The 25,817-nt window shown below is 65.1% G+C and carries 24 protein-coding genes; 11 read left to right on the forward strand and 13 right to left on the reverse strand.

From position 1 onward, the window contains the following. Window positions 1-4: 4 nt before the first annotated feature. The 3 genes from G015_RS0110540 to G015_RS0110550 all read right to left on the reverse strand — a co-directional run bounded on the left by G015_RS0110540 (window position 5) and on the right by G015_RS0110550 (window position 2,017). The gene (locus G015_RS0110540; protein ID WP_020146677.1) at window positions 5-448 is read right to left on the reverse strand and encodes a PAS sensor domain-containing protein; all 444 of its coding nucleotides are present in this window, start codon (window positions 446-448) and stop codon (window positions 5-7) included. Window positions 449-629: 181 nt separating this feature from the next. Continuing rightward, complete coding sequence (locus G015_RS0110545; RefSeq protein WP_038050185.1) at window positions 630-1,238, reverse strand: DUF3365 domain-containing protein; 609 nt, start codon at window positions 1,236-1,238, stop codon at window positions 630-632. 218 nt (window positions 1,239-1,456) lie between these two features. Further along, window positions 1,457-2,017: a Smr/MutS family protein gene (locus tag G015_RS0110550; RefSeq protein ID WP_018139393.1), complete on the reverse strand. Its 561-nt coding sequence runs from the start codon at window positions 2,015-2,017 to the stop codon at window positions 1,457-1,459. Between the two features lie 125 nt (window positions 2,018-2,142). On the opposite strand from G015_RS0110550, the gene surE reads away from it, so the two are divergent. Genes surE through rpoS form a run of 5 tightly spaced genes read left to right on the forward strand, consistent with a single transcriptional unit; the run spans window position 2,143 to window position 6,077 of the window. Next, window positions 2,143-2,916, forward strand: a complete 774-nt coding sequence (gene surE, locus G015_RS0110555; RefSeq protein ID WP_018139394.1) for a 5'/3'-nucleotidase SurE — start codon at window positions 2,143-2,145, stop codon at window positions 2,914-2,916. After that, entirely contained in the window at window positions 2,906-3,571 is a 666-nt protein-coding gene (locus G015_RS0110560) for a protein-L-isoaspartate(D-aspartate) O-methyltransferase (RefSeq protein ID WP_026182228.1), read from the forward strand. Before surE ends, G015_RS0110560 begins: the two co-directional genes overlap by 11 nt. Before the next feature lie 47 nt (window positions 3,572-3,618). Further along, window positions 3,619-4,203, forward strand: coding sequence for a YqaA family protein (locus tag G015_RS0110565; protein ID WP_018139396.1), 585 nt, complete (start codon window positions 3,619-3,621; stop codon window positions 4,201-4,203). Window positions 4,204-4,234: 31 nt separating this feature from the next. Then, on the forward strand, window positions 4,235-4,975 hold the full coding sequence (locus tag G015_RS0110570; RefSeq protein WP_018139397.1) for a peptidoglycan DD-metalloendopeptidase family protein: 741 nt from the start codon (window positions 4,235-4,237) through the stop codon (window positions 4,973-4,975). A 25-nt stretch (window positions 4,976-5,000) separates the two neighbouring features. Beyond that, complete coding sequence (gene rpoS, locus G015_RS0110575; RefSeq protein WP_018139398.1) at window positions 5,001-6,077, forward strand: RNA polymerase sigma factor RpoS; 1,077 nt, start codon at window positions 5,001-5,003, stop codon at window positions 6,075-6,077. Between the two features lie 24 nt (window positions 6,078-6,101). On the opposite strand, the gene G015_RS0110580 is transcribed toward rpoS, so the two are convergent. Next, window positions 6,102-6,482 carry an Mth938-like domain-containing protein gene (locus tag G015_RS0110580; protein WP_018139399.1) on the reverse strand — a complete coding sequence of 127 codons (381 nt, stop codon included), beginning with the start codon at window positions 6,480-6,482 and terminating at the stop codon, window positions 6,102-6,104. A 195-nt stretch (window positions 6,483-6,677) separates the two neighbouring features. On the opposite strand from G015_RS0110580, the gene alaC reads away from it, so the two are divergent. Genes alaC through thrC form a run of 3 tightly spaced genes read left to right on the forward strand, consistent with a single transcriptional unit; the run spans window position 6,678 to window position 10,466 of the window. Beyond that, on the forward strand, window positions 6,678-7,916 hold the full coding sequence (alaC, locus tag G015_RS0110585; protein ID WP_018993893.1) for an alanine transaminase: 1,239 nt from the start codon (window positions 6,678-6,680) through the stop codon (window positions 7,914-7,916). A gap of 55 nt (window positions 7,917-7,971) precedes the next feature. Then, a complete protein-coding gene (locus tag G015_RS0110590; protein WP_018139401.1) occupies window positions 7,972-9,285 on the forward strand; it encodes a homoserine dehydrogenase in 1,314 nt (437 codons plus the stop codon). A 38-nt stretch (window positions 9,286-9,323) separates the two neighbouring features. Continuing rightward, window positions 9,324-10,466 carry a threonine synthase gene (thrC, locus tag G015_RS0110595; RefSeq protein WP_012982677.1) on the forward strand — a complete coding sequence of 381 codons (1,143 nt, stop codon included), beginning with the start codon at window positions 9,324-9,326 and terminating at the stop codon, window positions 10,464-10,466. 37 nt (window positions 10,467-10,503) lie between these two features. Here the strand turns inward: thrC and G015_RS0110600 are convergent, their stop codons facing one another. Continuing rightward, window positions 10,504-11,292 carry a RibD family protein gene (locus G015_RS0110600; RefSeq protein WP_018139402.1) on the reverse strand — a complete coding sequence of 263 codons (789 nt, stop codon included), beginning with the start codon at window positions 11,290-11,292 and terminating at the stop codon, window positions 10,504-10,506. Window positions 11,293-11,438: 146 nt separating this feature from the next. On the opposite strand from G015_RS0110600, the gene ribA reads away from it, so the two are divergent. Next, window positions 11,439-12,584, forward strand: a complete 1,146-nt coding sequence (ribA, locus tag G015_RS0110605; protein WP_018139403.1) for a GTP cyclohydrolase II RibA — start codon at window positions 11,439-11,441, stop codon at window positions 12,582-12,584. Between the two features lie 36 nt (window positions 12,585-12,620). Here ribA and G015_RS0110610 read toward each other — a convergent pair whose 3' ends face one another. Then, on the reverse strand, window positions 12,621-14,048 hold the full coding sequence (locus tag G015_RS0110610) for a Glu/Leu/Phe/Val dehydrogenase (RefSeq protein WP_020146678.1): 1,428 nt from the start codon (window positions 14,046-14,048) through the stop codon (window positions 12,621-12,623). A 63-nt stretch (window positions 14,049-14,111) separates the two neighbouring features. Between G015_RS0110610 and dusA the strand changes: the two genes are divergently transcribed. Beyond that, complete coding sequence (gene dusA / locus G015_RS0110615; RefSeq protein ID WP_156000533.1) at window positions 14,112-15,089, forward strand: tRNA dihydrouridine(20/20a) synthase DusA; 978 nt, start codon at window positions 14,112-14,114, stop codon at window positions 15,087-15,089. An 11-nt stretch (window positions 15,090-15,100) separates the two neighbouring features. Here dusA and G015_RS0110620 read toward each other — a convergent pair whose 3' ends face one another. Further along, on the reverse strand, window positions 15,101-16,264 hold the full coding sequence (locus G015_RS0110620) for a cupin domain-containing protein (protein ID WP_019592508.1): 1,164 nt from the start codon (window positions 16,262-16,264) through the stop codon (window positions 15,101-15,103). Window positions 16,265-16,268: 4 nt separating this feature from the next. Further along, window positions 16,269-17,636: an adenylosuccinate lyase gene (purB, locus tag G015_RS0110625; RefSeq protein ID WP_018139407.1), complete on the reverse strand. Its 1,368-nt coding sequence runs from the start codon at window positions 17,634-17,636 to the stop codon at window positions 16,269-16,271. Between the two features lie 121 nt (window positions 17,637-17,757). Here purB and G015_RS0110630 point away from each other — a divergent pair, with 121 nt between their 5' ends. After that, the gene (locus G015_RS0110630) at window positions 17,758-19,146 is read left to right on the forward strand and encodes a lyase family protein (protein ID WP_020146679.1); all 1,389 of its coding nucleotides are present in this window, start codon (window positions 17,758-17,760) and stop codon (window positions 19,144-19,146) included. Window positions 19,147-19,149: 3 nt separating this feature from the next. On the opposite strand, the gene G015_RS0110635 is transcribed toward G015_RS0110630, so the two are convergent. Genes G015_RS0110635 through hflD form a run of 5 tightly spaced genes read right to left on the reverse strand, consistent with a single transcriptional unit; the run spans window position 19,150 to window position 25,782 of the window. Further along, on the reverse strand, window positions 19,150-21,099 hold the full coding sequence (locus G015_RS0110635; RefSeq protein WP_020146680.1) for a bifunctional diguanylate cyclase/phosphodiesterase: 1,950 nt from the start codon (window positions 21,097-21,099) through the stop codon (window positions 19,150-19,152). Between the two features lie 45 nt (window positions 21,100-21,144). After that, on the reverse strand, window positions 21,145-21,984 hold the full coding sequence (locus G015_RS0110640) for an HDOD domain-containing protein (RefSeq protein ID WP_018174360.1): 840 nt from the start codon (window positions 21,982-21,984) through the stop codon (window positions 21,145-21,147). Then, window positions 21,981-22,373 carry a hypothetical protein gene (locus G015_RS0110645; RefSeq protein ID WP_018139411.1) on the reverse strand — a complete coding sequence of 131 codons (393 nt, stop codon included), beginning with the start codon at window positions 22,371-22,373 and terminating at the stop codon, window positions 21,981-21,983. The genes G015_RS0110640 and G015_RS0110645 overlap by 4 nt, the downstream gene beginning before the upstream one ends. A 15-nt stretch (window positions 22,374-22,388) precedes the next feature. After that, the gene (gene acnA / locus G015_RS0110650; protein WP_018139412.1) at window positions 22,389-25,136 is read right to left on the reverse strand and encodes an aconitate hydratase AcnA; all 2,748 of its coding nucleotides are present in this window, start codon (window positions 25,134-25,136) and stop codon (window positions 22,389-22,391) included. A 16-nt stretch (window positions 25,137-25,152) separates the two neighbouring features. After that, complete coding sequence (gene hflD, locus G015_RS0110655) at window positions 25,153-25,782, reverse strand: high frequency lysogenization protein HflD (RefSeq protein ID WP_018139413.1); 630 nt, start codon at window positions 25,780-25,782, stop codon at window positions 25,153-25,155. Between the last annotated feature and the right edge of the window lie 35 nt (window positions 25,783-25,817).

Raw genomic sequence — 25,817 nt, forward strand, 5'->3', positions numbered from 1 at the left:
GCGCTCAGGCGGAGCGGGCCTCGGTCCGCTTGAGCTTCTGTTCGGCTTTCTCGGCGCGCTGCTCGGCCTCGACCCGGGCCGTGATGTCTTTCTGGATACCGATGTAGTAGGTCAGATGGTCTTCGTCGTTGAACACCGGCGTAAGCGAAAGCTCGTTCCAGAACTGCGAGCCATCCTTGCGGTAGTTGCGCAGTGTGACGCGGCAGGGACGGTTCTCCTGGATTGAAGCTCGGATCTCAGCGATTGCCTCCTGATCGGTATCGCCCCCCTGCAGGAAGCGGCAATCACGGTAGAGGATCTCCTCGGAGCGATAGCCGGTCAGTTCTTCGAAGGCGCGATTGACGTAGATCAGGATGTTGTCATCGCCTTCGCGTTCGGCGATTACGACACCGTCGTTGGAGGCGTCTATCGCGAGGGCCAGGAGTTCGGCATCAATCGTTCGCGTCATAGTTCGGTCACGTTCGTGTTCGGGTCTGGCGGGCGGGACCGTCCTTCAGGGGGATGCCCGTGTTTGAGAATCAAGTGTCTCGAAAATATCACGAATGTGCCCCCTCGCGGGGCATTTTTTGCGCCGGACACGAAAAAGGCCGCCCGGAGGCGGCCTTTCAGGGGGCGAGATGCCCGCTGGATTACATCTCTTGCGTGATAGTGAATGCACCGCGGACGTCGCCTTCGCTGTACCCGGTTGCCTGGTCATCCGGATACAGACGCTCGAGCGCGTGCTTGACGTCGCTACCAATGTCCGAACCGTGGCAGGCCAGGCAAGCACCGCCGGTCGGAATCGCCGCCATGAAGCGGAAACGGGCGCCATCGTCGCCCTCGACCACTTCGTGGCGCGGAGCAAGCTCGTTGGCGGGGGTACCGTCGGCATGCTGGGACTGGAAATGCTCCAGCTGGATGCGTTCCCATTCGTCCGGACTGTTGTCAGGGTTGCGGATCTTCAGGCTCGTGCGACCGACTTCCCAGCCGGTGTCGGCCGCAATCTCGTCCGCAATTTCGGGAGCCCGCTGGTTGCAGACCTCAATGGCCTGGGTCGGCCCGCCTTCTTCCATGGCGGCGACCAGTTCCCCCTGGAGAGTGCTTGCGAACTGTTCGATCGCCGCTCGAGTTTCGGCGATGCGTTCTTGCAGTTCTGCTTCGGTCATTTCTTTTGCGTGATCGTCGCCAAGGGCGTGTCCGCTAGTGCTGACGAACGCGGCCAAGCCAAGGGCGATCGGGGTTAGCTTCCAATTCTTCATGAACAGGACCTCCCAATGCAGTGTCCGTTGCGTCCCGTAGAACTGTACAAGACTTGTACAGAGCATGGTACGGATTACCGAAGATTGCAAGGACTGGCGTAGGAAAAACGTGAACCAGTCCCGCGCTGAATCCCCAGCCTGGAATCAGTCTAAGCCCAAGAATCAGCGAATGGGAATATGTGACTTAAGTATAGCTGGTGGGCGTGGTAATGCGCGTGCTAGCGCTGCGCTTTCGGCCGCTTCAGGAGGACATACACGGCGCCCGTACCACCATCGGCGGGCGGCGCGGAGCAGAACGCCAGCACGTCGTGGCGCTGGCGCAGCCAGTGATCCGTGAGCCCCTTCAGGACGGGTCCTTTTTGCCGCGAGCGCATGCCCTTGCCATGCACCACACGGACGCAGAGGCGCCCATGCGCGCGGGCTTGATCGAGAAACTGCCCGATCGCCTGTCGCGCCTCGTCCGCGAACATGCCGTGCATGTCGAGTTCATCTTCCACGCGGTAGTGGCCACTGCGAAGTTTACGAAAAATGCGGTGGCTGATGCCGTCGCGGGCATAGCGCAGCTCGTCACCCGGCTGGAGCTCGGAGGCGCCGATCGGATCGCTGAGCCAGTCGGAATGGGCGGCCGCCTCGTCGCGGTCACGTTGATGGGCGCGGGCAGGGGGGCGCGGCTTGCCGGTGTCGGCCTGGTCATGGTGCAGGCGTCGCACATCGCCAATCGCACGCAGGAATTCGTCCGCGTCATCGGGCATATCGTTGGGATCATCACCGGAGTTCATGGCAGGATACTCGCGTTTTCCGTGGCGTGGACGGAGAAGAACCTCAGGCAGACGGTGAGGTTCGTGACCGCGCTCGGTGTTCCGAATCCAGTATATTAGGCCACTTCCCAGCGACCCCAATCCGAATGCGCATTCTGGTAAGCAACGACGATGGTATCCATGCGCCCGGCATCCAGTGCCTGGCCAAATGTCTGCGTGAAGTCGCGGAGGTGCGGGTTGTGGCGCCGGATCGTGACCGCAGCGGTGCGTCCAACAGCCTGACGCTGGTGCGTCCGGTGCGAGCACGGGAAGTGGGGCATGACGGGATTCAGGTGGACGGGACGCCGACGGACTGTGTGCATCTCGCATTGACCGGCCTGCTGGGCGAGTGGGAGCCGGATGTCGTGATCTCCGGGATCAACTCCGGTGCCAATATGGGTGACGATGTGCTGTATTCCGGCACCGTCGCCGCAGCGATGGAAGGGCGTTTCCTGGGTTTGCCGGCTATTGCGGTCTCGCTCGTCGGCACGGACCTCACGAACTATGACGCGGCCGGCCGTATCGTGCTGGATCTGCTGGACCGGATTCATCGCGTTCCCCTGCCGGCCGCGACGATCCTGAACGTCAATGTCCCCGATCTGCCGCGTGACGAGATCCGCGGTGTACAGGCGACACGCCTGGGTAACCGGCACCGGGCCGAGCCGATGATCGCGGACGCCGATCCGCGTGGGCGACCGATCTACTGGGTGGGCCCGGCGGGGTCGGAACAGGACGCCGGGCCGGGTACGGATTTTCATGCGGTGCGAGAGGGCTATGTGTCGGTGACTCCTATTCAGGTGGACTTAACGCGTTACGACGCCATCGATACGGTGGGCCGCTGGCTGGAGGATGCAACGCCCGGGAGCCATCATGGTTCCTGATGCGCGCGGGGCCGGTTTGACGTCGGGCCGAGCAAGAGAACGACTGATCCGCTTGCTGGAAGGTCAGGGTATCCATGACCGCCGGGTGCTCGAGGCCGTTCGCGATGTCCCTCGCCACTTGTTTGTCGAGGAGGCGCTGAGCCATCGGGCTTACGAGAACATCGCGCTGCCTATCGGGCATCGTCAGACGATCTCGCAACCGTTTATTGTCGCGCGCATGACCGAGGCCCTGCTGGAGGGCGGTCCTGTGAGCACGGTGCTGGAGATTGGCACCGGGTCCGGCTATCAGGCGGCCGTTCTCGCCAAACTCGTGGACCGCGTCTACTCCGTCGAACGCATCCAGGCGCTCAGCCGCAACGCGCGGGAGCTGTTAAGCCGCCTGGGGATCAACAACGTGAACCTGCGGCACGGCGATGGGGCGGAAGGCTGGCCCGAGCGCGCGCCGTTCGACGGCATCATCCTGACCGCCGCACCGCACAACGTTCCGGAGACCCTGCTGACACAGCTGGCCCTCAACGGCCGTCTGGTAGCCCCTGTGGAGGGACCGGACGGGCGCCAGCAACTGGTGCGCTATACGCGGACCGAAGAGGCCTATGTGCGCGATATCCTCGATGCGGTCATGTTCGTTCCTATGTTACCCGGGGCCGAGCAGTGAGGTGCGCGGGTGCCGAGGCGTGATGTCTGCAGCCACCGGGGATCGGCATGAAGCTGTTTGAGCCGTTGTACGATCGGGTCATGCAGTGGTCCCGCCACCGTCATGCCCCGCGCTACCTGGCGACACTGTCGTTTGCCGAATCCTCCTTTTTTCCAGTGCCGCCGGATGTCATGCTGGCGCCGATGGCGGCCGCCCGACCACGGGCGGCCTGGCGCCTCGCCGCCCTGACGACGATCTTCTCCGTACTGGGCGGCTTGCTGGGGTATCTGATCGGGTGGGCCGCGTTCGAATGGATTGGACCATGGCTGGAACGCTGGGGATACGGCGGCGAGATCGCGCAGGCCGAGGCCTGGTTTGCCGTCTGGGGCGTGTGGGTGGTGCTGATCGCCGGGTTCTCGCCCATCCCGTACAAGCTGTTCACGGTGACCGCCGGGGCCCTGTCGATGGCCCTGATCCCATTCGTGATTGCATCGCTGATCGGGAGGGGGCTGCGGTTCTTCCTGGTCGCACTCGTGATGGCCTGGGCGGGGCCTCGAGCCGAGCAGCACCTGCGGCCCTATATGGAACGTATTGGCTGGGCAGGTGTGGTCGTGCTGCTGGGCGCGATGGTGATCGTGCTGTTGATGGAATGACGCCTTGAGTCGGCGATTCTTGCAAACGCTCATGCTGGTGGCCATCGCGGGCCTGGTTGTCGCTTTGGTCAGCGGTTGCGCGACACGTGCCCCCAGCGGCAGCAGCGACACGTCGCGTGCCAGTGGCCCGGTGCCTGCGACCCATACGGTTCAGCGCGAAGAAACCCTTTACCGCATTGCCCACCGCTACGGTCTGGACTGGCGTGAAGTCGCCCAGCGCAACGCGATTAGCGCGCCGTACATCATATACCCCGGGCAGGAACTGCGTCTGCGCGGGGCTGCGCGCTCGTCGCCGCCGCAGGCCCCACGCCAGCAGCGGCAGGAATCCTCAACCGCGAGCAGCAGTGACGGTGATAGTGGTGCATCGCGGGAAGCCGCGCGCTCGGATCCACCGCCGGATGACCCGGGTGGGTGGCGTTGGCCGGCGGATGGCGACGTCCTTCGTGGTTTCTCCAGCAGCGGAACGCGGCGAGGGCTCGCGATTGGCGGAGAACGCGGCGACGAGGTGCGGGCGACGCGGTCCGGAGAGGTGGTCTATGCAGGTGGCGGCCTCGTGGGGTATGGTCGACTGATCATCTTGAAACACGACGCGCGCTTTCTGAGCGCCTATGGCCACAACGACGAGCTCCTGGTCTCCGAAGGGGATCAGGTCGAGGCCGGCGAGACGATAGCGCGTCTGGGTTCATCGGGTGCGGAGCGCCCAATGCTGCACTTCGAGATACGGGTAGACGGAACACCCGTGGATCCGACCCGATATCTGCCGGATCGCTAGATAGAAAAGGGAGTACAGGGCATCCATGGCTAAATCCCGGAAGCCGGTCGATTCCGCACTGGACGAAGAACACCTGATGGATGACGGAACCGGTCAGTCGGGTGAGGAGAATCCTGCCGAACACCTCGGCGCGAACGGCGATCCTCTGGCGACTGGAGAGAGTCCCGAAGAGGTCGAGGTCCCGCCCCCGGAAGACGAGAAGGAACTCTCCCCGGAACAGGATGTTCCAGTACGCCCCCGAACACTGCGCGATGCCCGGCCGGCCGAGCTCGACGCCATCCAGATTTACCTGCGTGACATTGAATACCGGCCCCTGCTGACCCCCGAAGAAGAGCGCAAGTACGCGCGCCTGGCCCGTGATGGCGACGAATCCGGGCGGCGCCGCATGATCGAGTGCAACCTTCGGCTGGTGGTGAAGATCGCGCGGCGCTACCTGAATCGCGGTCTGCCGCTCCTGGATCTGATCGAGGAGGGCAATCTGGGCCTGATGCACGCGGTGGAGAAATTCGACCCCGAACGCGGTTTTCGGTTCTCGACCTACGCGACGTGGTGGATCCGGCAGACGATCGAGCGCGCCCTGATGAACCAGGGGCGCACGATTCGCATCCCGGTGCATGTCAGCAAGGAGCTGCGGATGCACGCGCGGATCGCCCGCAACCTGACGCAGGAACTGGGCCGTGACCCCACCGAGGAAGAGCTGGCCCAGCGCCTGGGCAAGCCCGTGGCCGAGATCCAGAAACTCCGGGCGATGTCGGAGCCGTCAACCTCCATGGACCTGCCGCCCGGGCCGGACGGCGAACGTTCGCTTACGGATATCCTGGCGGACGTGAATGCGCAGGAGCCGTCGTCGCTGCTGGAGGATCAGGACATTCAGCACCTGGTGGACGAGTGGCTGGGTGAACTGGATTACAAGCAGCGCGAGGTGCTTGTGCGACGCTTCGGGTTGCATGGATTCGAGCGTTCGACCCTGGAGCAGGTGGGGGCCGAGATCGGCGTGACACGCGAACGGGTGCGCCAGATTCAGATGGATGCCCTGAAGCGCTTGCGGCGTTTGCTTGAGTCACGCGGTATGAAGGGCGACGAGGTACTGCCCAACTCCTGACGGCGAGGTGCCGTAAGGCTTAGCTCAGTCGCCGCCGTCGATGATCAGGGCGGCCGCCACCTCGCGACCCTCGGCCATGATCAGATTGTAGGTCCGGCAGGCGGCAGCGGTATCCATGATCTCCACGCCGAATCCTTCGCGGCGCAAATGCCGCCATACGGCCCGATCCGGAAAGCGTTGCACCTCGCCGGTACCGATCAGCAGCACCTCCGGGGGATGATCGATCACGGGTTGCAGGTGTTCGACCGCCAGCGCGTCGACGGAATCGACCGGCCAGTCTTGCTGCAGCGCATTCGGGCGCACGATCAGGCTGCGGGTGTACCCCACCTGGTTGATCCCCACCGCACCCGACTCGTAGCCGGTCACGATGTAGGTCTCTTCGCTGGTGACTTCGGAGAACAGCATGCGCTACACGCTACTCCGCGCGCGAGGCAGGCTCAAGATCAGGCATTTGTAGCCGGGCCAGTTTGGTGCCCGATTCGTTGACAGAGGCGGGCCCGGGTTATACTTTGGCGCGCTTTCCGGTGCGGTATTCAAGGGGATTCCGCGGCGTCTCCCCGACCTGCTGCCGGCTCGCTTGGCCCAACCAGGACCTGACCTGTGACCGACGTCTTTCCCCGTATCGAGCGCCTCCCGCCCTACGTCTTCAACATCGTGAACCAGTTGAAGGCCGAGGCGCGTGCCCGCGGCGAGGACATTATCGACTTCGGTATGGGCAATCCGGACCAGCCGACCCCGCGTCACATCGTCGACAAGCTCTGCGAGGCCGCGCAGCGCGGCGATACGCATCGCTATTCGGTGTCCAAGGGCATTCCGCGGCTGCGCAGGGCGATTACGCGCTGGTACAAGAGCGAATTCGATGTGGAGCTGGACCCGGAGACCGAGGCGATCGTGACCATCGGGTCCAAGGAAGGTCTCGCGCATCTGGCGCTGGCCACCCTGGGGCCCGGGGACGCGGTGCTGGTTCCGAATCCCGCCTATCCGATCCACCCTTATGGCTGCGTGATTGCCGGGGCGGACGTACGCCATGTGCCGCTGACGCCGGACGTCGACTTCTTCGCCGAGCTGGAGCGGGCGATTCAGGATTCCTGGCCGAAGCCGAAGATGCTGATCCTGAACTTCCCGGCCAACCCGACCACGCAGTGCGTGGACCGGGACTTCTTCGAACGGGTCGTGGCGATTTGCAAGGAGCATGGCATCTGGATCGTGCACGATCTTGCCTATGCCGAGATCAGCTTCGATGGCTACAAGGCCCCTTCGATTCTGGAAGTGCCGGGTGCGAAGGATATCGCGGTCGAGTTTTACACCCTGTCCAAGACCTACAACATGCCGGGCTGGCGAGTCGGTTTCATGTGCGGCAACCCGACGTTGGTAGCCGCACTGGCGCGCATCAAGTCCTATCTGGATTACGGCACCTTCACGCCGATCCAGGTCGCCGCGATCGCCGCGCTGGAGGGTCCGCAGGACTGCGTCGACGAGATTCGCGAGCTTTATCGTTCTCGCCGCGACGTGCTGTGCGAGGGGCTCGGCAAGCTGGGCTGGCATGTGGAGAAGCCGAAGGCGACCATGTTCGTTTGGGCGCCGATCCCGGATGCCTATCGCGAGATGGGGTCGCTCGAGTTCGCCAAGAAGCTGTTGCGGGACGCCAAGGTCGCGGTCTCGCCGGGCGTTGGTTTCGGCAACTACGGCGACGACTTCGTGCGCTTCAGCCTGATCGAGAACGAACAGCGCACGCGGCAGGCCCTGCGCGGGATCAAGGCCATGTTCCGCGCTGACTCGATCCTGGCGGATGCCACCGTCGAGCCGACCGAGCCGACCGAGCCGGCTCGGGGCGAATAGCAATCAAGCACTCATTCGGGCGGTAGCGCCCGCACGCAGACAAGACAAGGCTTTTATGACGCCGGTAAAGATTGGAATCCTGGGGCTGGGCACGGTTGGCTGTGGCACCGTCAATGTGCTGGACCGTAACGGAATCGAGATCGCGCGCCGGGCTGGCCGTGGCATCCAGGTGGTCGCAGCCGCCGCGCGTGATATCAAGCGTGAGCGCGACTGCGATTGCTCGCAGATCCGCCTGACCACGGACCCGGCGGCGGTCGTCAATGACCCGGAGGTTGAGGTCGTTGTCGAACTGATGGGCGGCACTGACCCGGCGCTGAACCTGGTGCTGGCCGCAATCGACGCCGGCAAGCATGTGGTCACCGCGAACAAGGCCCTGATCGCCCTGCACGGCAACACCATCTTCCAGCGCGCCCAGGAGAAGGGCGTGATGGTCGCGTTCGAGGCTGCGGTGGCCGGGGGTATCCCGATTATCAAGGCCATCCGCGAGGGCCTGGCCGGCAACCAGATCGAGTGGCTCGCCGGGATTATCAATGGGACCGGCAACTTCATCCTGACGGAGATGCGTGACAAGGGCCGCGACTTCGACGACGTCCTCGCCGAAGCCCAGGCGCTCGGTTATGCCGAGGCCGACCCGACCTTCGACGTGGAGGGCATCGATGCCGCCCACAAGCTGGCGATCCTGGCGTCCATCGCCTTCGGTATCCCGCTGCAGTTCGACCGGGTTGCGGTCGAGGGCATCAGCAATATCACCCGCGAGGACGTCGGTTTCGCCGCCGAACTGGGCTACCGCATCAAGCATCTGGGGATTGCCCGGCGCACCGACAAGGGCTACGAACTGCGCGTGCACCCGACCCTGATCCCGGAGCGCCGGCTGATCGCCAACGTCGACGGCGTGATGAACGCGGTGCTGGTCAATGCCGACGCGGTGGGCCCGACGCTGTACTACGGCGCGGGTGCCGGTGCCGAGGCCACCGCCTCGGCGGTGGTGGCCGATCTGGTCGACGTCGTGCGCGCCCTGACCACGGACCCCGAGAACCGGGTCCCGCATCTCGCCTTCCAGCCGGATGCCCTGTCGGACAAGCCGGTGCTGGATCTGTCCGAGGTGGAGACGTCCTTCTATCTGCGCCTGCGTACCCAGGACCGTCCGGGCGTGCTGGCCGACATCACCCGTATCCTGGGCGAGCACGGCATCAGTATCGAGGCGATCCTGCAACGCGAGCCGGATCCGGAGCGCGGCGAGGCCACGATCATCATGCTGACGCACAAGGTCCGCGAGGGCGCGATGAACGAGGCGATCGCCGCGCTCGAGGCGCTGGATCACCTGCTAACCCCGATTACTCGTATCCGCATGGAAGCGCTGGGCCGCTAGGCTCCGAGTTTCCTGCGCAACACGCTAAAGAGAACACCATGGCCTTTGGACATCGCTATACCGGACTGATCGAACGTTACCGTGACCGCCTGCCGGTGCACGACGACACGCGCATCATCTCGCTGGGCGAGGGCAATACACCGCTGATCCGCCTGAACAATATCCCGCGGGACCTGGCGCGCGAGGTCGAGATTTACGTGAAGTTCGAGGGCCTGAACCCGACCGGCTCGTTCAAGGACCGCGGCATGACCATGGCGGTCACCAAGGCCGTGGAAGAAGGCTCGCGCGCGATTGTCTGCGCCTCCACCGGTAACACCTCCGCCGCGGCCGCCGCCTATGCGGCACGCGCCGGGATCACGGCATTCGTCGTCATCCCAGATGGAAAGATCGCGATGGGCAAGCTGGCCCAGGCGATGATGCACGGCGCCACCGTGATCCAGATCGAGGGCAACTTTGACGATGGCATGCGCCTGGTGAAGGAGGTCGCCTCCAACACGCCGGTGACCCTGGTGAACTCGGTCAATCCGTATCGCCTGCAGGGCCAGAAGACCGCGGCCTTCGAGATCGTCGAGGAACTGGGCCGCGCCCCGGATTATCACTGTCTGCCGGTGGGCAATGCGGGCAACATCACCGCGCACTGGATCGGCTACAGCGAAATGGCCGCCAAGAGCAGCGACGACGTGACGGATGCCTGCTCCTATTGCAAGGGCCACTGCAAGTACGCCGGTGGTGGCATGGTGGGTAACCGCCCGCACATGGTCGGCTATCAGGCGGCCGGCTCCGCGCCCTTCATGCGCGGCGCAATGGTCGACGACCCGGACACCGTGGCCACTGCGATCCGCATTGGGCACCCACAGTCCTGGGACATGGCCTGGAAGGTGCGCGAGGAATCCAGCGGCTGGTTCGACGAGTGCCAGGACGACGAGATCCTGGCCGCGCAGAAGCTCCTGGCCGAGAAGGAAGGCGTGTTCTGCGAGCCCGCCTCGGCGGCGTCGCTGGCCGGCGCCCTGCGCGATATCCGTGAGGGCAAGATTCGGGAGGGCTCCACCGTGGTGTGCACCCTCACGGGTAACGGCCTGAAGGATCCCGACACGGCCATCGCACAGAGCGTGGTCCAGCCGACCAAGGTCCCGGCGGAGCTGGACGCGGTCTCCCGCGCGATCCGCGACAACCTCGCCTGAGACCCTTTAATAATCGCAGCGAGCAGCCCCGAAGTGCTCAGGGCTTGCTGCGCAGGTCCAGGTCGTAGAGGGTGTCGCCACCAAGCCGGAAGATGCGGCAGGGCGGGCGCAGGGCCTGATCGAGGGTGTCGATCTCGGGCAGGGTGATGCCTTGGCGCCCGGAGCCGATCAGCATCGGTGCGATCGTCAGATGCAGGCGATCGAGAGTGTCACTGGCGAGAAAGCGCGACACCGTCCGGCCTCCGCCCTCGACCAGCAGTCGATGCAGCCCATGCTCGGCCGCCAGGCGGTCGCGGAGCTCGGGCGGCGCAAAGCGGCCATCGGCATCGACGGGCATCTCCATGCATTCGACGTGGCCGGGCATGTCGCAGGGGCCGTGGCCCTCGGCGTGGACGACCAGCGTTTTCACCTCGCCGTCCTGGAAGACGCGGGCACTGGACCGGATTCGTCCATCCGGGTCGAGGATGACCCGCACCGGATGGACGCCCTCGGCCTTGCGGACGGTGAGACGCGGGTCGTCGGCGACTACGGTGCCGGCACCCACTACGACGCCGTCCACCAACGCACGCAAGCGGTGCAGGTGCTCGATGTCCTCGGGGCCGGTTACATACTGGGAGTGCCCGCTCTGAGTGGCGATGCGGCCGTCCAGGCTCTGGCCCAGTTGCGCGACGGTGATGCTCTCCGCCTCGATGATCGGGCCGTAGAGCTCCAGCAGGTCGTGCGCAGCCGGGGCAAGGGGGCCGGGCAGGGGGCAGCAGCCCGGATCGGCACGCTGGGCCAGCAGCCAGCGCCAGGCCTCTTCCTCGGTCACCGGATAGGCGGTCATGCCTGGAAAACCCGGGTTTCGCGACCCTTTAGGGGCACATGCGATAGGCTTGGGGGAGACGACAGGGGTGACGGGTCGCGGCTGGACAGAGTGGAATTCGCGTCCTGCGGGCTGGTCATAAGAAAAACTCCATTGGGAAGGACCTGATGCACAACGCCGATCGTGGGATTTTCGACCTTCGCCGGGGCCATCCGGTTTTGCTGAGCGGCGAGCAGTCCAGCGTACTGGTTGCTGCCGTTGAAGGTCTGACCCCGGTGTTGCTGGATCGCCTGACGCATATGACCGGCGGCCGCCCCCGTCTGATTCTAACGCCCCACCGCGCGTCCGCAATGGGCTGGCCGCAACCACTGGCCGAGGGATGGGAAGGCGTGGCGCTGGAGTTTGCGCCCGGAACGGACCCCGAGGCACTGTTTACCCTGGCCAGTGCGCCTGAGGCCTCTAACGAGGGCGAGCACCCGACCCACGCGCTGGACCAGGCGGACGTTCGGCCCGCCGAGCCCGCGGAAGTCGCGGCGCTGGAGCTGGCCCGCGCCGGTCGTCTGCTGCCTGCCGTCGTATCGGCGCGCGTGCCCGAACCCGTACCCGAGGCCATCCACTCGGCGCTGGCCGACGGGATGTTCCTGGACGTGGACGAGCGCGAGGCACGAGCGGTCGCACATCACCCACGCCTGGAACTGGCCTACGTGAGCGAGGCCCCGGTACCCCTGGCCGATGCCCCGGTGACCCGCTTCATGCTGTTCCGGGAGGGGAACGGGATCCTGGAACACGTGGCGGTGGTCATCGGCGAGCCGAACGAATGGCCGGAGGCCGTCCCGGTACGGCTGCATTCGGCCTGCCTGACGGGCGATCTGTTTGGCAGCCTGCGCTGTGACTGCGGCGATCAGTTGCGTCTCGGTGTGAAGACGATCAACGAGAGTGGTGGCGGGGTGCTGCTGTATCTGGCTCAGGAAGGGCGGGGCATCGGCCTGGCCAACAAGCTGCGCGCCTACACCATGCAAACGGCGGGTCTGGACACGATTGACTCCGACTGCCAGCTGGGGTTCGAGGCCGATGGACGCCGCTACGATGCGGCCGTGGAGATGCTGGAATTTCTCGGCATCGACACGGTGCGTGTGCTGACCAACAACCCCGCGAAGATCGAGGCGCTGCGCGCCGGGGGCATCCAGGTGGTGGCCCGCGAGCCCGTCCACGGCACGCTCAACCCCCACAACTTGCGCTATCTCAGTACCAAGGCGGACCGCGGCGGCCACTGGCTGCAGGAACTGCTTGCCTCGGAGGCGGAGCGGGGCTGAGCCGGCCGCCGGTCTACGCAGGCGCCCGGATGTGCGTCAGATCAGCCTCAGGTCACTGCGGGCCCGCACGATCTTGCGCAGGGCAATCAGGTAGGCCGCAGTACGGTAATCCAGCACCGCTCCATTGCTCTCCACCTCGCGGGTCTCGTACATCTCGCTGAAGGCCTCGCGCATGGTGTCATCGAGGCCGGAGCGGACCAGGTCGATCTCCTCTGCGCCGCGCACGATGGATTCGCGTATCCAGTCCGGCAGCTTGTGGTCCGTGGACATCTCGATCGCGGTGACCAGATGCTGGCCCTGCGACTGGTCATAGCGCCGCTCGAGGCGTCCGAAGCGCATGTGGGCGAGGTTGCGCACCCACTCGAAGTACGAGACCACGACGCCGCCTGCATTGACGAAGACATCCGGCAGGATGGTAATGCCGCGGTCCTGCAGGATCTGGTCGGCCTCGAAGGTCACCGGGCCGTTCGCGGCCTCCGCGATCAGTCGGGCCTGGATGTTGGGCGCATTCTCGCGATGGATCGCGCCCTCGAGTGCCGCCGGAATCAGGATGTCGCATTCGCGTTCCATGATCCGGTTGCCATTGCGCTCGAATTCCACGCCGGCGAAGCCTTCCATGGTGCCGGAACGGCGTACATAGTCGTTCAGGGCGTCGACATCGATCCCGTCCTCGCAGTAGACCCCGCCATCACTCTTGATCACCCCGACGATTTTGGCGTGGTCGTCGTTCTGCAGGAAATGGGCGGCGTGATAGCCCACATTGCCGAAGCCCTGAACGATGATGCGCTGGTCGCCCAGGCCGCCTTCCAGCCCGGCTTCGCGCGCGGCATTGCCCTCGCGGAAGAAGGCCTGCAGGGCGTACTGAACGCCGCGCTCGGTGGCCTCCAGACGACCCCGCATGCCGCCCAGGTCGACGGGCTTGCCGGTCACGGCGGCGCTGTGGTTGACGTCTTCCGGATGGCGTTCGCGATAGGTCTCCATGATCCACGCCATCTCGCGCTGCGAGGTCCCGACGTCCGGGGCCGGCACGTTCTGCGCGGGACTGATGTAGTCGCGCTGGATCAGTTCGTGGGCGAAACGGCGGGTGATCCGCTCCATCTCCCACTCGTCATACTTGCGCGGATCGATGCGCAGCCCGCCCTTGGAACCCCCAAACGGGATATCCACGATCGCGCACTTGTAGGTCATCAGGGCGGCCAGGGCCTCCGCATGTCCCTGGTCCATGGTGGGGGAGAATCGCAGCCCCCCTTTGACCGGGAGACGGTGGGAGGAGTGCACGGCACGCCAGCCGGTAAAGACCTCGATGCGGTCGCGAAAGCGGATCGGAAAGCTCACCTGGATGACCGAGTCGCAGGCCTTGATTGCATCCATCGCACCTTCGGGCAACTCGAGGAAATGCATGGCGCGATCGACCATGTGTGAGACACTGTCCAGAAAGGTTTCCGGCGTTTCGTTTTCCGACATGCGTATTTATCCCTTGGCATTCCGGGCACCACCCGCAGGGCGGGCGGCGCTGTGACTGAATCGTTGCGGTTTCCCGATCCGCGTTTTTCGGTGGCGCCGATGATGGACTGGACCGACTCCTGGTGCCGGCGTTTCCATCGGCTGCTGACCCGGCGCGCTCTGTTGTACACCGAGATGGTACACGCCAACGCGGTGATTCACGGTGATCGCGACCGGCTGCTGGGCCATGTCGCGGCGGAACACCCGCTGGCGCTGCAGCTAGGTGGATCGGATCCCGACACGCTCGCTCAGGCCGCCCGCATCGCGGCAGAGCGAGGCTTTGACGAGATCAACCTGAACGTCGGCTGCCCCTCCGACCGCGTGCAGTCGGGCACGTTCGGCGCCTGCCTGATGGCGCAACCGGAGCGGGTGGCCGAAATGGTGCGCGCGATGCAGGATGCGGTCGACGTTCCGGTGACCGTCAAGCATCGTATCGGGATTGACGAACAGGATTCCGAGGCCGATCTGCGCACGTTTGTCGAAACTGTGGCGCGGGGCGGCTGCCAGCAATTCATCGTGCATGCCCGCAAGGCGTGGCTGCAAGGCCTGAGCCCCAAGGACAACCGCGATGTTCCGCCACTGGACTACGAGCGCGTGTTCCGTCTGAAGGCGGAGTTTCCGGAACTGACCATCGTGCTGAATGGCGGCCTGGACAATGTCCGTGCGGCGCACGGCTATCTCGAGCGGGTGGACGGGGTGATGTTCGGGCGACTGGCCTACCACCAGCCGTGGGTGCTGTCCGAGGTCGACCGGTTTTATTTCGACGAGCCCGGGACGGTGACACGCGAGGCCGTGCTGCAGGGTCTGATCGACATGGCCCGCGAGATGCGCGCCGAGGGCGTCCCGCTGGCACGGCTGACACGGCATGTGCTGGGTCTGTTTCACGGCGAGCCGGGGGCGCGCCAGTGGCGGCGCATCCTGACCGAGGGTGCACATCGGCCGGATGCCGGACCGGAGCTGATCGAGCGTGCGGCGGAGCCCTGCCTGCGGGCCTGTGCCTGAATGTCCGGGCCTCAGGTCTGCGTGGAGTCCTCAGCGGGCTCCAGCCAGCCTTCCTCCAGGCCGTCGCGAAGCATTTCGTGAATCTCCGGCCATTGGTGTTCCCAGTGCCGCGGATCGAGGGTCTCCGTAGCGCACAGCTGCTCCAGTTGGTCCGGCGACAGGGTGTCGGCCGGGTAGCTGTGCCCGGCGGCGCAGAGGACCGGCCCCGTCGGCGTCTTCAGCCAGTGGCGCCGAATACCCGGGTGAATACGGCACGCCCTCGCTGCGGCGAGAGGATCTCCGGGATGCAGTTCGACGTTCCCCGCAGGCCGGCTCAGTACGCGCCCGAGGAAGGCATCCAGTTCCGTGTCGTCGGCGGCGAGCATCTCGCGCAGGATGCCGCGCAGCCGGGTGCGGTCGTGTGACGGCAGTTCGCTCGCGTAGGCGGACACCGGGCGCTGGGGATCGCTGTATCGGGGCGCTTCGCCGACCCGGTTGGCCCGTTCTTCCAGGAACCCGGTCAGCAGATCGAGGTAGGTCGGGGCACGAAAGCCGACCGACCAGGTCATGCACTGATCATCCAGGGAGAGGCCGTAGTGGGGCAGGTTGGGGGGCAGGTAGAGCAGGTCACCGGGTTCAACATCCCAGCTCTCGCTTGGCTCGAACTCGCGCAGGATCGCCAGCGGCAGGTCGTCGTGGCAGTCCAGCGGTCCCGGTGGCGACTGGATCTGCCAGCGCCGACGCCCGGCCGCCTGAAAGAGAAAGACATCGTAGGCATCGACATGGGGCCCGACCGATCCCTCGGGTGCTGCGTAGGAGATCATCAGATCGTCGCGGCGCCAGCGCGGGACAAAGTCGAACCGGGCCAGGAAGTCCCGCCCCTCGGGCCAGAAGCGCTCGACGTCACTGACCAGCAGGGTCCAGGCGCGATCGGGCAGGGAGGCGAAGTGATCTTCTTCGAACGGGCCGTATTCGACTTCCCAGTCGCCGTGGTCAGTGTGGCCGAGTACGAGCCGGGCGCCGGCATCCGGATCACAGGCGAGTCCGGCCAGGTCGTCGGGCTCGATGGGGTTGGAAAAGCCCGAGATTGCGCCGCGCACCAGCAGAGGCTTTTGTTGCCAGTAGTCCCGGAGAAACTCCGCCGGTGAGAGCCCGCCCAGCAGCTCCAGGGCCTGATTCGGGTCGTAGGCGGGCAACGCGTTACTCGTCGCGCGCCAGCTGGCTGGCGATCCCCGTGTAGCGGCCCGGGGTCAGCTTGCGCAGGCTCTGTTTCGCCTCGTCCGGGATCTCCAGGCCGTCGATGAATTCGGCCAGCGCCTGCGGCGTAATGCGCTGGCCACGGGTCAGCGCCTTCAGCTTCTCGTAGGGAGAATCGATCCCGTAACGGCGCATCACCGTCTGCACAGCCTCGCCCAGCACCTCCCAGTTCTGGTCGAGATCCTCGTCCAGGCGGCCGGGTTCGATCTCCAGCTTGCCCAGACCGCGTTGGAAGGCCTTGTAGGCGATCAGCGACCAGGCGAAGCCCATGCCGATGTTGCGCAGCACGGTCGAGTCGGTCAGGTCACGCTGAAAGCGCGAGACCGGGAGCTTGCTCGCCAGGTGATCGAACACGGCATTGGCCAGCCCGAGGTTGCCTTCCGCGTTCTCGAAGTCGATCGGGTTGACCTTGTGCGGCATGGTCGAGGACCCGACCTCGCCGGCCACGACCTTCTGCTTGAAGTAACCCAGCGAGATGTAGCCCCAGATGTCGCGCGAGGCATCCAGCAGGATCGTGTTCAGACGCATGAAGGCGTGAAACAGCTCGGCCAGGAAGTCGTGCGGTTCGATCTGGGTGGTGTGGGTGTTGGGGGCTAGCCCGAGGCTCTCCACCATGCGCCGCGAAAGCGATGGCCAATCCACTTCCGGGTAGGCCGCATAGTGGGCATTGAAGTTACCCACCGCACCGTTGATCTTGCCCAGGCATTCGTTGGCGGCGATTGCGGCGCGCTGCCGCTCCAGACGGTGGACCACGTTGGCCAGTTCCTTGCCCATGGTCGTGGGCGAGGCCGGCTGACCGTGGGTCCGGGCCAGCAGGGGCTGATCGGCGAAGCGCCGAGCGAGCTCGCGCAGCGGCTCCAGCACGGCATCGAGCGCCGGCAGCATCACGTGATTGCGCGCCTCGCGGACCATCACCCCGTAGGCGAGGTTATTGATGTCCTCGGAGGTGCAGGCGAAGTGCACGAACTCGATCTGGCTTTGCAGATCGGTCCGGTCGCGCATCTGCTCCTTGATGTAGTACTCGATAGCCTTGACGTCGTGATTGGTCGTGGCCTCAATCTCCTTCACCCGGGTGCCGGCGACCTCGTCAAATTCCAGGGCAATCTCGTCCAGGAACGCCTCCGCCTCTGCGGTTAGCGGCGGGACCTCGGGGATAGCGGGCTCCGCCGCCAGGGCCTTGAGCCACGCAATCTCCACCCGTACCCGGGCCTGCATCAGACCCTGTTCGGAAAAATAGGGGGCCAGGTCGCGGGTGTGCCGGGCGTAGCGGCCATCGACGGGACTGATCGCGGACAGGGGGCTCAGGGACATGATGCACTCGAGTCGGAATGGGTGGGGTCCGTCAGGGGGGCGTGGGGCATGCGCCCTGCGGACGGTCGATTGACGCGGCGCAGTATAATACAAAGCTACGCCCGATCATTTGGAGGAGTGCATGTCGAAGTCCCCGACCCGCCAGGAGCAGGACAGCCTCGGACCGGTGGAAGTCCCCAGGGATGCCCTGTGGGGCGCCCAGACCCAACGCGCCATCGACAACTTTCAGATTGCCGGCCGGCCCATGCCGCAGGCGTTCATTCGGGCCCTTGCGCTGACCAAGGCGGCCTGTGCGGAGGCCAACCAGGAACTGGGGCAGCTCCCGGACGCCGTGGCGAACGCGATTGTGGCGGCGGCCGAGGCGGTCGCGGCGGGCGAGCATGCGGACGCCTTCCCGGTTGACGTCTATCAGACGGGGTCGGGCACCAGCACCAACATGAACATGAACGAGGTGCTCGCGCGGATCGCATCGGGTAGTGAGGAACCGGTCCATCCGAACGATCATGTCAATCGCTCGCAGAGCTCCAACGACGTGATCCCGACCGCGTTGCATGTATCTGCGGCGCTGGCGCTGGAGGAGGAACTGGTCCCTGCGCTGCGCCACTTGATTGCCACGATCGCCCGCCGCGAGCGCGATGTGGGGGCGCTAGTCAAGACCGGGCGTACGCACTTGATGGATGCGATGCCCGTGACGATGGGGCAGGAACTCTCCGGCTGGCGTACCCAACTGGAACTGGACCTGGATCGCCTGGAGCACACCCGTGTGCGCACCCAGCGTCTGGCCATTGGCGCGACTGCAGTGGGCACCGGCATCAATGCACCGCCGGCCTTCGGCGCGCGTGTAACAGGGCGCCTGGCCGAGCGAACCGGCCTGCCGTTTGTGCACGAGGGTAACGGTTTTGCGGCACTGGCCAGTCAGGACAGTGCGGTGGAGCTTTCCGGGCAGTTGCGCACGGTGGCCGTCGGGCTCACCAAGATCGCGAACGATCTGCGCTGGATGAACTCGGGCCCCCTGGCGGGGCTGGGCGAGATTGCCTTGCCGGCCCTGCAACCAGGCAGCTCGATCATGCCGGGCAAAGTGAACCCGGTAATCCCGGAGGCCGTGATTATGGCCTCGCAACAGGTGATCGGCCTGGATGCGGCGATCACCGCCGCCGGCGCCGCGGGCAATTTCCAGCTGAACGTCGGCCTCCCGCTGATTGCCGACAATCTGTTGAGTCAGATCGGTCTGCTGGCACGGGCCTCTACCCATCTGTCGGATCGGGCGATCGCGGGCTTCACCGTGAACGAGGACAACCTGCGGGCCGCGCTGGATCGCAACCCGATCCTGGTCACGGCCCTGAACGCCGAGATCGGCTACGAGGCGGGGGCGCGCATCGCCAAGGAGGCCTATGCCACCGGGCGGCCCATCCTGGACGTCGCGGCGGAGCACACGGATATCCCGCGCGAGCGGCTGCAGGTACTGCTGGATCCGGCGAAGTTGACGGGCCCGGAGGGTGCCGGCGGGTAAGGCTTATCCGGCCCACGGGAGGCGGGTCCGGTCCTGCAGCAGGGTGTGGAAGTCATTGAAGGGCATGGGGTGCGCAAAGAAATAGCCCTGTGCCTCGTTGCAGCCGAATTCGCGCAGGATTTCGGCCTGGCGTTCGGTTTCGACGCCTTCGGCGATGATGTTCAGCCCCAGGGTATGCGCCATCTGGATGATGGCCTGAACAATCCGCGCGTCGCCGTCGCTGCGTTCGAGGTCCTGGACGAAGGAACGGTCGATCTTGAGGGTGTCCGCTGGCAGCTTCTTCAGCTGAATCAGCGAGGCATGGCCGGTACCGAAATCGTCCACGGCCAGCCGCATACCGATCTTGCGCAGGCGCTCGAACATGCGGGCGGCACCCTTCGGGTCATCCATGATGGTGGTTTCGGTCAGTTCCAGCTCGATGCACTCGGGCGCGACATTCGCGGCCTGCAGGATGGCGTGAAAGTCTCCGGCAAGGTCGGGATGGCGAAGCTGCCGTGCGGAGACGTTAATGGCGACACGGAAGGCGTGATCCCGGCCCTGCGAGGGCAGCCGCTTGAGGTCCTGGCAGACCTGGCGCAGCACCCACTCCCCAATGGCCTCGATCAGGGTCATGTCCTCCGCCAGCTCGATGAAGTGGCTGGGGGGCAACAGCCCAAGCTTCGGGTGCTGCCAGCGGATCAGCGCCTCTGCGCCGAGGATATCGCCGGTATGCAGGTCGACCTTTGGCTGGTAGTGCAGGACCAGTTGATCTTGCTCAATGGCGGTCCCCAGTTCCTTTTCCAGCTCGAAATGGCGAAAGGTGCGGGAATTCAGGTCCTGGGTGTAGAAGCGGAAGCCGTTGCGGCCACGTTGCTTGGCCTCGTACATGGCCGCATCGGCGTTGCTGAGCAGAACATCAGAGTCTTCCCCGTCGTAGGGAAACACGGCGATCCCGCAGGAGGCGCTGGTCACCACGGGCCGATCAAAGATCGTACGTTCGACCGCGGTCGTGCGCACGACGTCGGTGACCAGTCGCACACAGCCCTCGAGACCCTGTAGATCCTCGACCAGGATGCCGAACTCGTCGCCCCCCAGGCGCGACAGGGTCGCGCGCAAGGGACGCCCCGATCGGTCGTGGCTGCGATCCAGCAGCTTTCCGAGATCCTGTGCCACCTTTCGGATCAGCTCGTCGCCGGCGCGATGGCCGAGCGAGTCGTTCAGGCGCTTGAAGTTGTCCAGATCCAGCAGGATCAACGCGATGTGATGATCGGTTCCCTGATGGCGGGTAATGGCTTGGGACAGACGGTCACTGAACAGCATCCGGTTGGGGAGGTTGGTCAGCGAGTCGTGGGACTGGTGATGAAGCAGTTCGCGTGACTGGTGCTCGGTAATCCGCTGCAAGGCCTTCTGGCGCCGGTCCATCATCTGGAACAGGTCGGCGCTCTCGAGGGCATAGGCGGTATTGAACAGGACCATCGTCAGGGTCGAGAGGGTCATCTCGTGGCGCTGGAGGTCGTTCTGGCGAAAGCGGGCGGCAAACATGCCGCGAATGCGGGTCCGGGTCGAGATGACATGGAGCAGCACGTTCTCGCCGTCGAAGCGTGAAGGCAGGCAGACCGGATGATTCTGATGCAGCGCCCAGGAGAAAGTGCCTTCCTGAATCAGGTCCTCGACGGCATCCGCGAGGCCGTATTCATCCTCCTGAGGATGCTGTTGATAGGCGAGATCAAACGAAGACTCGCCGTCGAGGATGTAGACGGCCATGTCGCGGGCCGGCAGCAGACGCCGGATGGATTCCAGACTGCTCTGGATGATCAGGTCTGGGCTGCGATTGCGGTCGGTGTCGCCAAAGATCGCGGTAGTCGAGGCGAGCACGTCCATCGCGTAGGCGTTCGCCTCCAGCGCTTCCTCGAGGAAACGGATGCGCTCATGCAGCGCATTGACCTCTTCAGGCGTTTTGTACGAAGGGCTCATGCCGGGTCGTCCTTTACCTGCATCCGTGCGCTCATCCGTCCCTCGTCAGTCCAGCAGGATCGCCTGCATCTGTCCGAGCTGTTTCCGGGCATCGCCGATCACGGCCTCGTAGGTCTCCATCTCCAGACCAATGCGGTCGAAGATCTCTGCTTCCACGGGCGGAACGAAGCGTTCGCCAGACGAGCCCAGCCGCAAGGCGTTGGCGATGCTGTCCGCCACATGGACGATCGCGGTCTCGACCGGGAACGCCTGTGCGTCACCCGGCGCATGGTGGAAACGGGTGGCCTCCACCTGTGCCGGTGACATGCCCCAGCGCTCCATCAATTCCGCCCCAATGGCGGCATGGTCGAAGCCGAGAAATTCGGTTTCCGCTTCGAACAGCAGCATGCGTTCGCGCTCGCGGATATTGATCAGCTCCTCGGTGCGACTGGACAGATGCAGGAACATCAGCAGACGTCCCAGGTCATGCATGATCCCGTAGAGATAAAGCCGTTCGATGTTGGCCTCGCGCCGGAATCGCGCGATCGAGCGGCTCAGCACGCCGACGGCCAGGCTGTGCCGCCAGAAGGACTCCATGTCCACGCCGATCACCGGCACGCCGCGAAAGTGTTCGATCACGACCGTCGATATCACGATCTGGCGCATCTGCTGCAGGCCGATGATGGAGACGGCCCTGTGCAGGGTGTCGATCGGTTCCGGGAAGCCATAGAGCGAGGAGTTCGCCACCTTGAGCGTCTTGGCCGCGATCGTGGGGTCCAGTTCCACAGCCTCGGTGATGGCCGCGACGTTGGCCGTCGGGTCGCTCAGGCGCGTGAAGATGGTGTTGTAGCTTCCGGAGAAGCTGCACAGGGCATCGTCGGTGGCGAGGAACTCGTCAACGGTCATGCCTGTTCACTCTGCCTTCTCGGTGCGTAGCGGCACAGGTCATCCAGCAGGGCTTTCCGCGCCAGAAGGTAGATGCCAGACATGGGGTGATCCTCGATCGAGCAATGCTGAAAACGCTCGGCCAGGATCTCGTCGGCGCGGGCCTCTATCTCTGGGGTGGGCTCGGTGGCGGGGGGCTCATCAGGCTCGTGCGGGGACGACATGGAGACGTCGTCGGCACCCTCGTCGAGCACTTCAACCGCTGTGATTCCCCAGGACAGCAGTACTCGAATCTGCTTGTCCTGGAGGACCATGCCAGCGGGGATCAGCAGCCTGCCCGAGCGGTCATAAACCGCAGTCGCCAGTGTATTGCCGGACCTCACGTCCTCTATGGATACCCGACGCGTCATGCTGTGACCTTAGTCTCATTGCGCCAGTTGGCGCAACACGTAGGGCAGGATGCCCCCGTGGCGGTAGTAGTCGATCTCCTGCGGGGTATCCAGCCGCACACGGACGTTGAAGGTCGTGCGCTCGCCGTCATCGGCCACGGCGGTGACGGTGGCCTCGCGTGCCTCGCCGTTGTTCACGCCGGTGATCGAGAACGTCTCCCGACCGGTCAGCCCCAGACTGGCCGCGTTGTCGCCCGCCAGGAACTGCAGCGGCAGCACACCCATGCCCACCAGGTTGGAGCGGTGGATGCGCTCGAAGCTCTCCACGATCACGGCCTTCACGCCCAGCAGCAGTGTGCCCTTGGCTGCCCAGTCGCGCGAGGAGCCGGTGCCGTACTCTTGCCCGGCGATCACGATCAGGGGCGTGTCCTGCTCCTTGTACTGCATGGCCGCGTCATAGATGGACATCTGGTCGCCATCCGGCAGGTGGACCGTGACGCCCCCCTGCGTGCCGGGAGCCAGCAGGTTGCGCAGGCGCACGTTGGCAAAGGTGCCGCGCATCATGACCTCGTGGTTGCCGCGCCGCGAGCCATAGGAGTTGAAGTCTGCGGGCTTCACGCCCTGTTCTTCCAGGTAACGTCCGGCCGGGCTGTCCTTGGCAATGGAGCCGGCGGGGGAGATGTGGTCGGTGGTCACCGAATCACCCAGCAGGGCCAGCACACGGGCACCCTGGATGTCGGTCAACGGCTCGGGCGTCATGCCCATGCCGTCGAAATAGGGCGGGTTGCGCACGTAGGTGGAGTCGTCCTGCCACTCGAACCGGTCCCCAGTGGGGGCCTCCAAGTTGCGCCAGCGATCCTCGCCGCTGTAGAGATCACCGTAGGCCTTGGTGAAGCTCTGGGCATCGACATGCGCCTGCACAGCTTCGTTGACCTCTTCGGTGGTTGGCCAGACATCCTTCAGGAACACGGGGTTGCCCTGTGCGTCCTCTCCGATGGGGTCGTTGTACAGATCCAGGGTGCTGCGCCCGGCCAGCGCATAGGCGACCACCAAGGGCGGCGAGGCGAGGAAATTCATCTGCACCTCGGAATGGATCCGCCCCTCGAAGTTGCGGTTGCCGGAGAGCACGGAGCTGACGATCAGGTCATCCTTGATGATGGCCTCGCTGATCGGCTCGGGCAGCGGTCCGGAGTTGCCGATACAGGTCGTGCAGCCATAACCGACCACGTGGAAACCCAGCGCCTCGAGATCTTCGAGCACCCCGGCCTTTTGCAGATAGTCGGTCACCACCCGGGAGCCGGGCGCCAGGGAGGTCTTCACCCAGGGCTTGACCTGCAGGCCGCGTTCGCGGGCCTTGCGGGCGACCAGGCCGGCGCCCAGCATGACCGACGGGTTCGACGTGTTGGTGCAGGAGGTAATGGCCGCGATCACGATGTCGCCGTGGTCGAGGGTGAAGGTCTCGCCGTTCATCTCGATGGCCGTATGGCGCGGCTCTTCGGCCTGATGCTCAACGCCGACTGCGGTATGACCACCCTCGGCCGCGAAGCGCTCGGCCTCCTCCGGCTCGTCCGCGCCGCTGTCGCGCTCCTTGAGCATGGTGTCCAGGTGGCGGCTGATCTCGGCTCCGGCCTGGCTCAGGGCGATGCGGTCCTGCGGGCGCTTGGGCCCGGCCAGGCTGGGCTCGACCGTCGCAAGGTCGAGTTCCAGCATGTCGGTGTAGCGCGCCACCGGGGCGTTGTCATTGCGCCACAGTCCCTGGGCCCTGGCATAGGCCTCGATGAACTCGATATGGCCCGCCTCGCGGCCGGTCAGGCGCAGGTACTCGAGGGTCTCGTCGTCGATCGGGAAGATGCCGCAGGTCGCGCCGTATTCCGGTGCCATGTTGGCGATGGTGGCGCGGTCCGCCAGCGGCAGATCGGCCAGCCCGTCCCCGAAGAACTCGACGAACTTCCCGACCACGCCCTTCTTGCGCAGCATCTCGACGATCACCAGCACGAGGTCGGTGGCGGTGGCCCCTTCGGCCAGCCGGCCGGTCAGGCGGAAACCCACTACCTGCGGGATCAGCATGGAGATCGGCTGACCGAGCATCGCGGCCTCGGCCTCGATGCCGCCGACGCCCCAGCCCAGGACGCCCAGGCCGTTGATCATCGTGGTGTGCGAGTCGGTGCCGACCAGGGTGTCCGGGTAGGCCAGACAGGAACCGTCTTCACGGTCCTCGACGAACACGGTGCGCGCAAGGTGTTCAAGGTTGACCTGGTGCACGATCCCGGTGTCCGGTGGGACGACCTTGAAGGTATCGAACGCCTGCTGGCCCCACTTCAGGAAGCTGTAGCGCTCGCGGTTGCGGGAGTATTCCAGCTCTGCGTTCAGGTTCATCGCATTCGCATTGCCATACTCGTCGACCTGCACCGAGTGGTCGATTACCAGTTCGGCCGGCTGCAGCGGCGTGATCTTCTTGGGGTCGCCGCCGAGGGCCTCCATCGCGTCGCGCATGGCCGCCAGGTCCACGACCGCAGGCACACCGGTGAAGTCCTGCAGCAGTACGCGGGCCGGGCGGAAGGCGATCTCCTGCGTGGGCTCGGCCTTCGGGTCCCAGTCAAGCAGGGCCTCGATATCGGCGCGCCTGACCGTGCGCTCGTCCTCGAAGCGCATCAGGTTCTCGAGCAGGATCTTCAGCGCGTAGGGCAGGTCCCGGGCGCGCGGGTCATCGGTAATCGGCACGTAACGGCACTCGCGGCCGCCGGCAGAGAGGTTTTCGGTCTTTTTCGGTTCTGCGTGGCTCATGATGCGCTATCCGCTGTCAGGTGTTCAGTCGTTGAAGGATGTGGTCCGCTTGGCGAATCAGTCGCTTGCGGCCCAGAAGGAGCTTCCACCGAGATCCACCCGCCTGGCGCCAGAGCACGGCGGCACGGATGCCCGCCAGCAGCAGGGCGCGCACGCGCGCGGCGATCTCGGGATTGGAAAGATGATTCTGTTCGCCCTGGACGACGATCCGGGGGCCCAGCTCCGAAATGGTCTCCTTATAGATCTCGGCCAGGCGCGCGATCACGCTCTCGTGCGTGATGGTGAAATAGTCCACCTGCCGCTGGGCACCCTGCAGGCCGTCGCCTAGTTTTTGCAGCATGTCCGGGCGTTTTTGCAGCTTGCGCTCCAGAAAGATCAGGCCCACCGCGTAGCGGGTGATCTCCATATCCGGTGGCTTGCCGCCGTTTTGCAGCTGGCTCTGCACCCGCTCCAGGCCCGGGCGCAAGCTGCTGGCGCCGCGGTAGACATCCTCGGGCGTCTCCGCGTCGAACGCGAACAGGCTGCCGATCAGGATCTCGAATTCGTACTCGTCGCAGCTGCCGCGCCAGGCCAGGTCCTTGACCAGACTCGCGCATTGGAAGAGGGCGGCCAGCGCCAGGGTGCGGTTGTGGTCGTTACGGTCCAAGCCGGAGGGCTCCCGGAGCAGGCGTGAGTGGGTGG

The sequence above is a fragment of the Thioalkalivibrio sp. ALJ15 genome, assembly GCF_000383695.1.
GTDB lineage: Bacteria > Pseudomonadota > Gammaproteobacteria > Ectothiorhodospirales > Ectothiorhodospiraceae > Thioalkalivibrio.

What these genes read in the sequence shown, in the direction of transcription:
- G015_RS0110580 (WP_018139399.1), bottom strand. Translation starts at nt 6,482, where the DNA reads ATGCTGTTCTCCGAAGTCACCAGCGAAGAGACCTACATCGTGACCGGC.
- G015_RS0110610 (WP_020146678.1), bottom strand. Translation starts at nt 14,048, where the DNA reads ATGTCGGAAAACGAAACGCCGGAAACCTTTCTGGACAGTGTCTCACAC.
- G015_RS0110550 (WP_018139393.1), bottom strand. Translation starts at nt 2,017, where the DNA reads ATGAACTCCGGTGATGATCCCAACGATATGCCCGATGACGCGGACGAA.
- G015_RS0110570 (WP_018139397.1), top strand. Translation starts at nt 4,235, where the DNA reads ATGCTGGTGGCCATCGCGGGCCTGGTTGTCGCTTTGGTCAGCGGTTGC.
- G015_RS0110630 (WP_020146679.1), top strand. Translation starts at nt 17,758, where the DNA reads ATGTCGAAGTCCCCGACCCGCCAGGAGCAGGACAGCCTCGGACCGGTG.
- acnA (WP_018139412.1), bottom strand. Translation starts at nt 25,136, where the DNA reads ATGAGCCACGCAGAACCGAAAAAGACCGAAAACCTCTCTGCCGGCGGC.
- rpoS (WP_018139398.1), top strand. Translation starts at nt 5,001, where the DNA reads ATGGCTAAATCCCGGAAGCCGGTCGATTCCGCACTGGACGAAGAACAC.
- purB (WP_018139407.1), bottom strand. Translation starts at nt 17,636, where the DNA reads ATGTCCCTGAGCCCCCTGTCCGCGATCAGTCCCGTCGATGGCCGCTAC.
- G015_RS0110600 (WP_018139402.1), bottom strand. Translation starts at nt 11,292, where the DNA reads ATGACCGCCTATCCGGTGACCGAGGAAGAGGCCTGGCGCTGGCTGCTG.
- thrC (WP_012982677.1), top strand. Translation starts at nt 9,324, where the DNA reads ATGGCCTTTGGACATCGCTATACCGGACTGATCGAACGTTACCGTGAC.
- G015_RS0110640 (WP_018174360.1), bottom strand. Translation starts at nt 21,984, where the DNA reads ATGACCGTTGACGAGTTCCTCGCCACCGACGATGCCCTGTGCAGCTTC.
- surE (WP_018139394.1), top strand. Translation starts at nt 2,143, where the DNA reads ATGCGCATTCTGGTAAGCAACGACGATGGTATCCATGCGCCCGGCATC.
- G015_RS0110540 (WP_020146677.1), bottom strand. Translation starts at nt 448, where the DNA reads ATGACGCGAACGATTGATGCCGAACTCCTGGCCCTCGCGATAGACGCC.
- G015_RS0110545 (WP_038050185.1), bottom strand. Translation starts at nt 1,238, where the DNA reads ATGAAGAATTGGAAGCTAACCCCGATCGCCCTTGGCTTGGCCGCGTTC.
- ribA (WP_018139403.1), top strand. Translation starts at nt 11,439, where the DNA reads ATGCACAACGCCGATCGTGGGATTTTCGACCTTCGCCGGGGCCATCCG.
- G015_RS0110560 (WP_026182228.1), top strand. Translation starts at nt 2,906, where the DNA reads ATGGTTCCTGATGCGCGCGGGGCCGGTTTGACGTCGGGCCGAGCAAGA.
- G015_RS0110565 (WP_018139396.1), top strand. Translation starts at nt 3,619, where the DNA reads ATGAAGCTGTTTGAGCCGTTGTACGATCGGGTCATGCAGTGGTCCCGC.
- G015_RS0110635 (WP_020146680.1), bottom strand. Translation starts at nt 21,099, where the DNA reads ATGAGCCCTTCGTACAAAACGCCTGAAGAGGTCAATGCGCTGCATGAG.
- G015_RS0110645 (WP_018139411.1), bottom strand. Translation starts at nt 22,373, where the DNA reads ATGACGCGTCGGGTATCCATAGAGGACGTGAGGTCCGGCAATACACTG.
- G015_RS0110590 (WP_018139401.1), top strand. Translation starts at nt 7,972, where the DNA reads ATGACGCCGGTAAAGATTGGAATCCTGGGGCTGGGCACGGTTGGCTGT.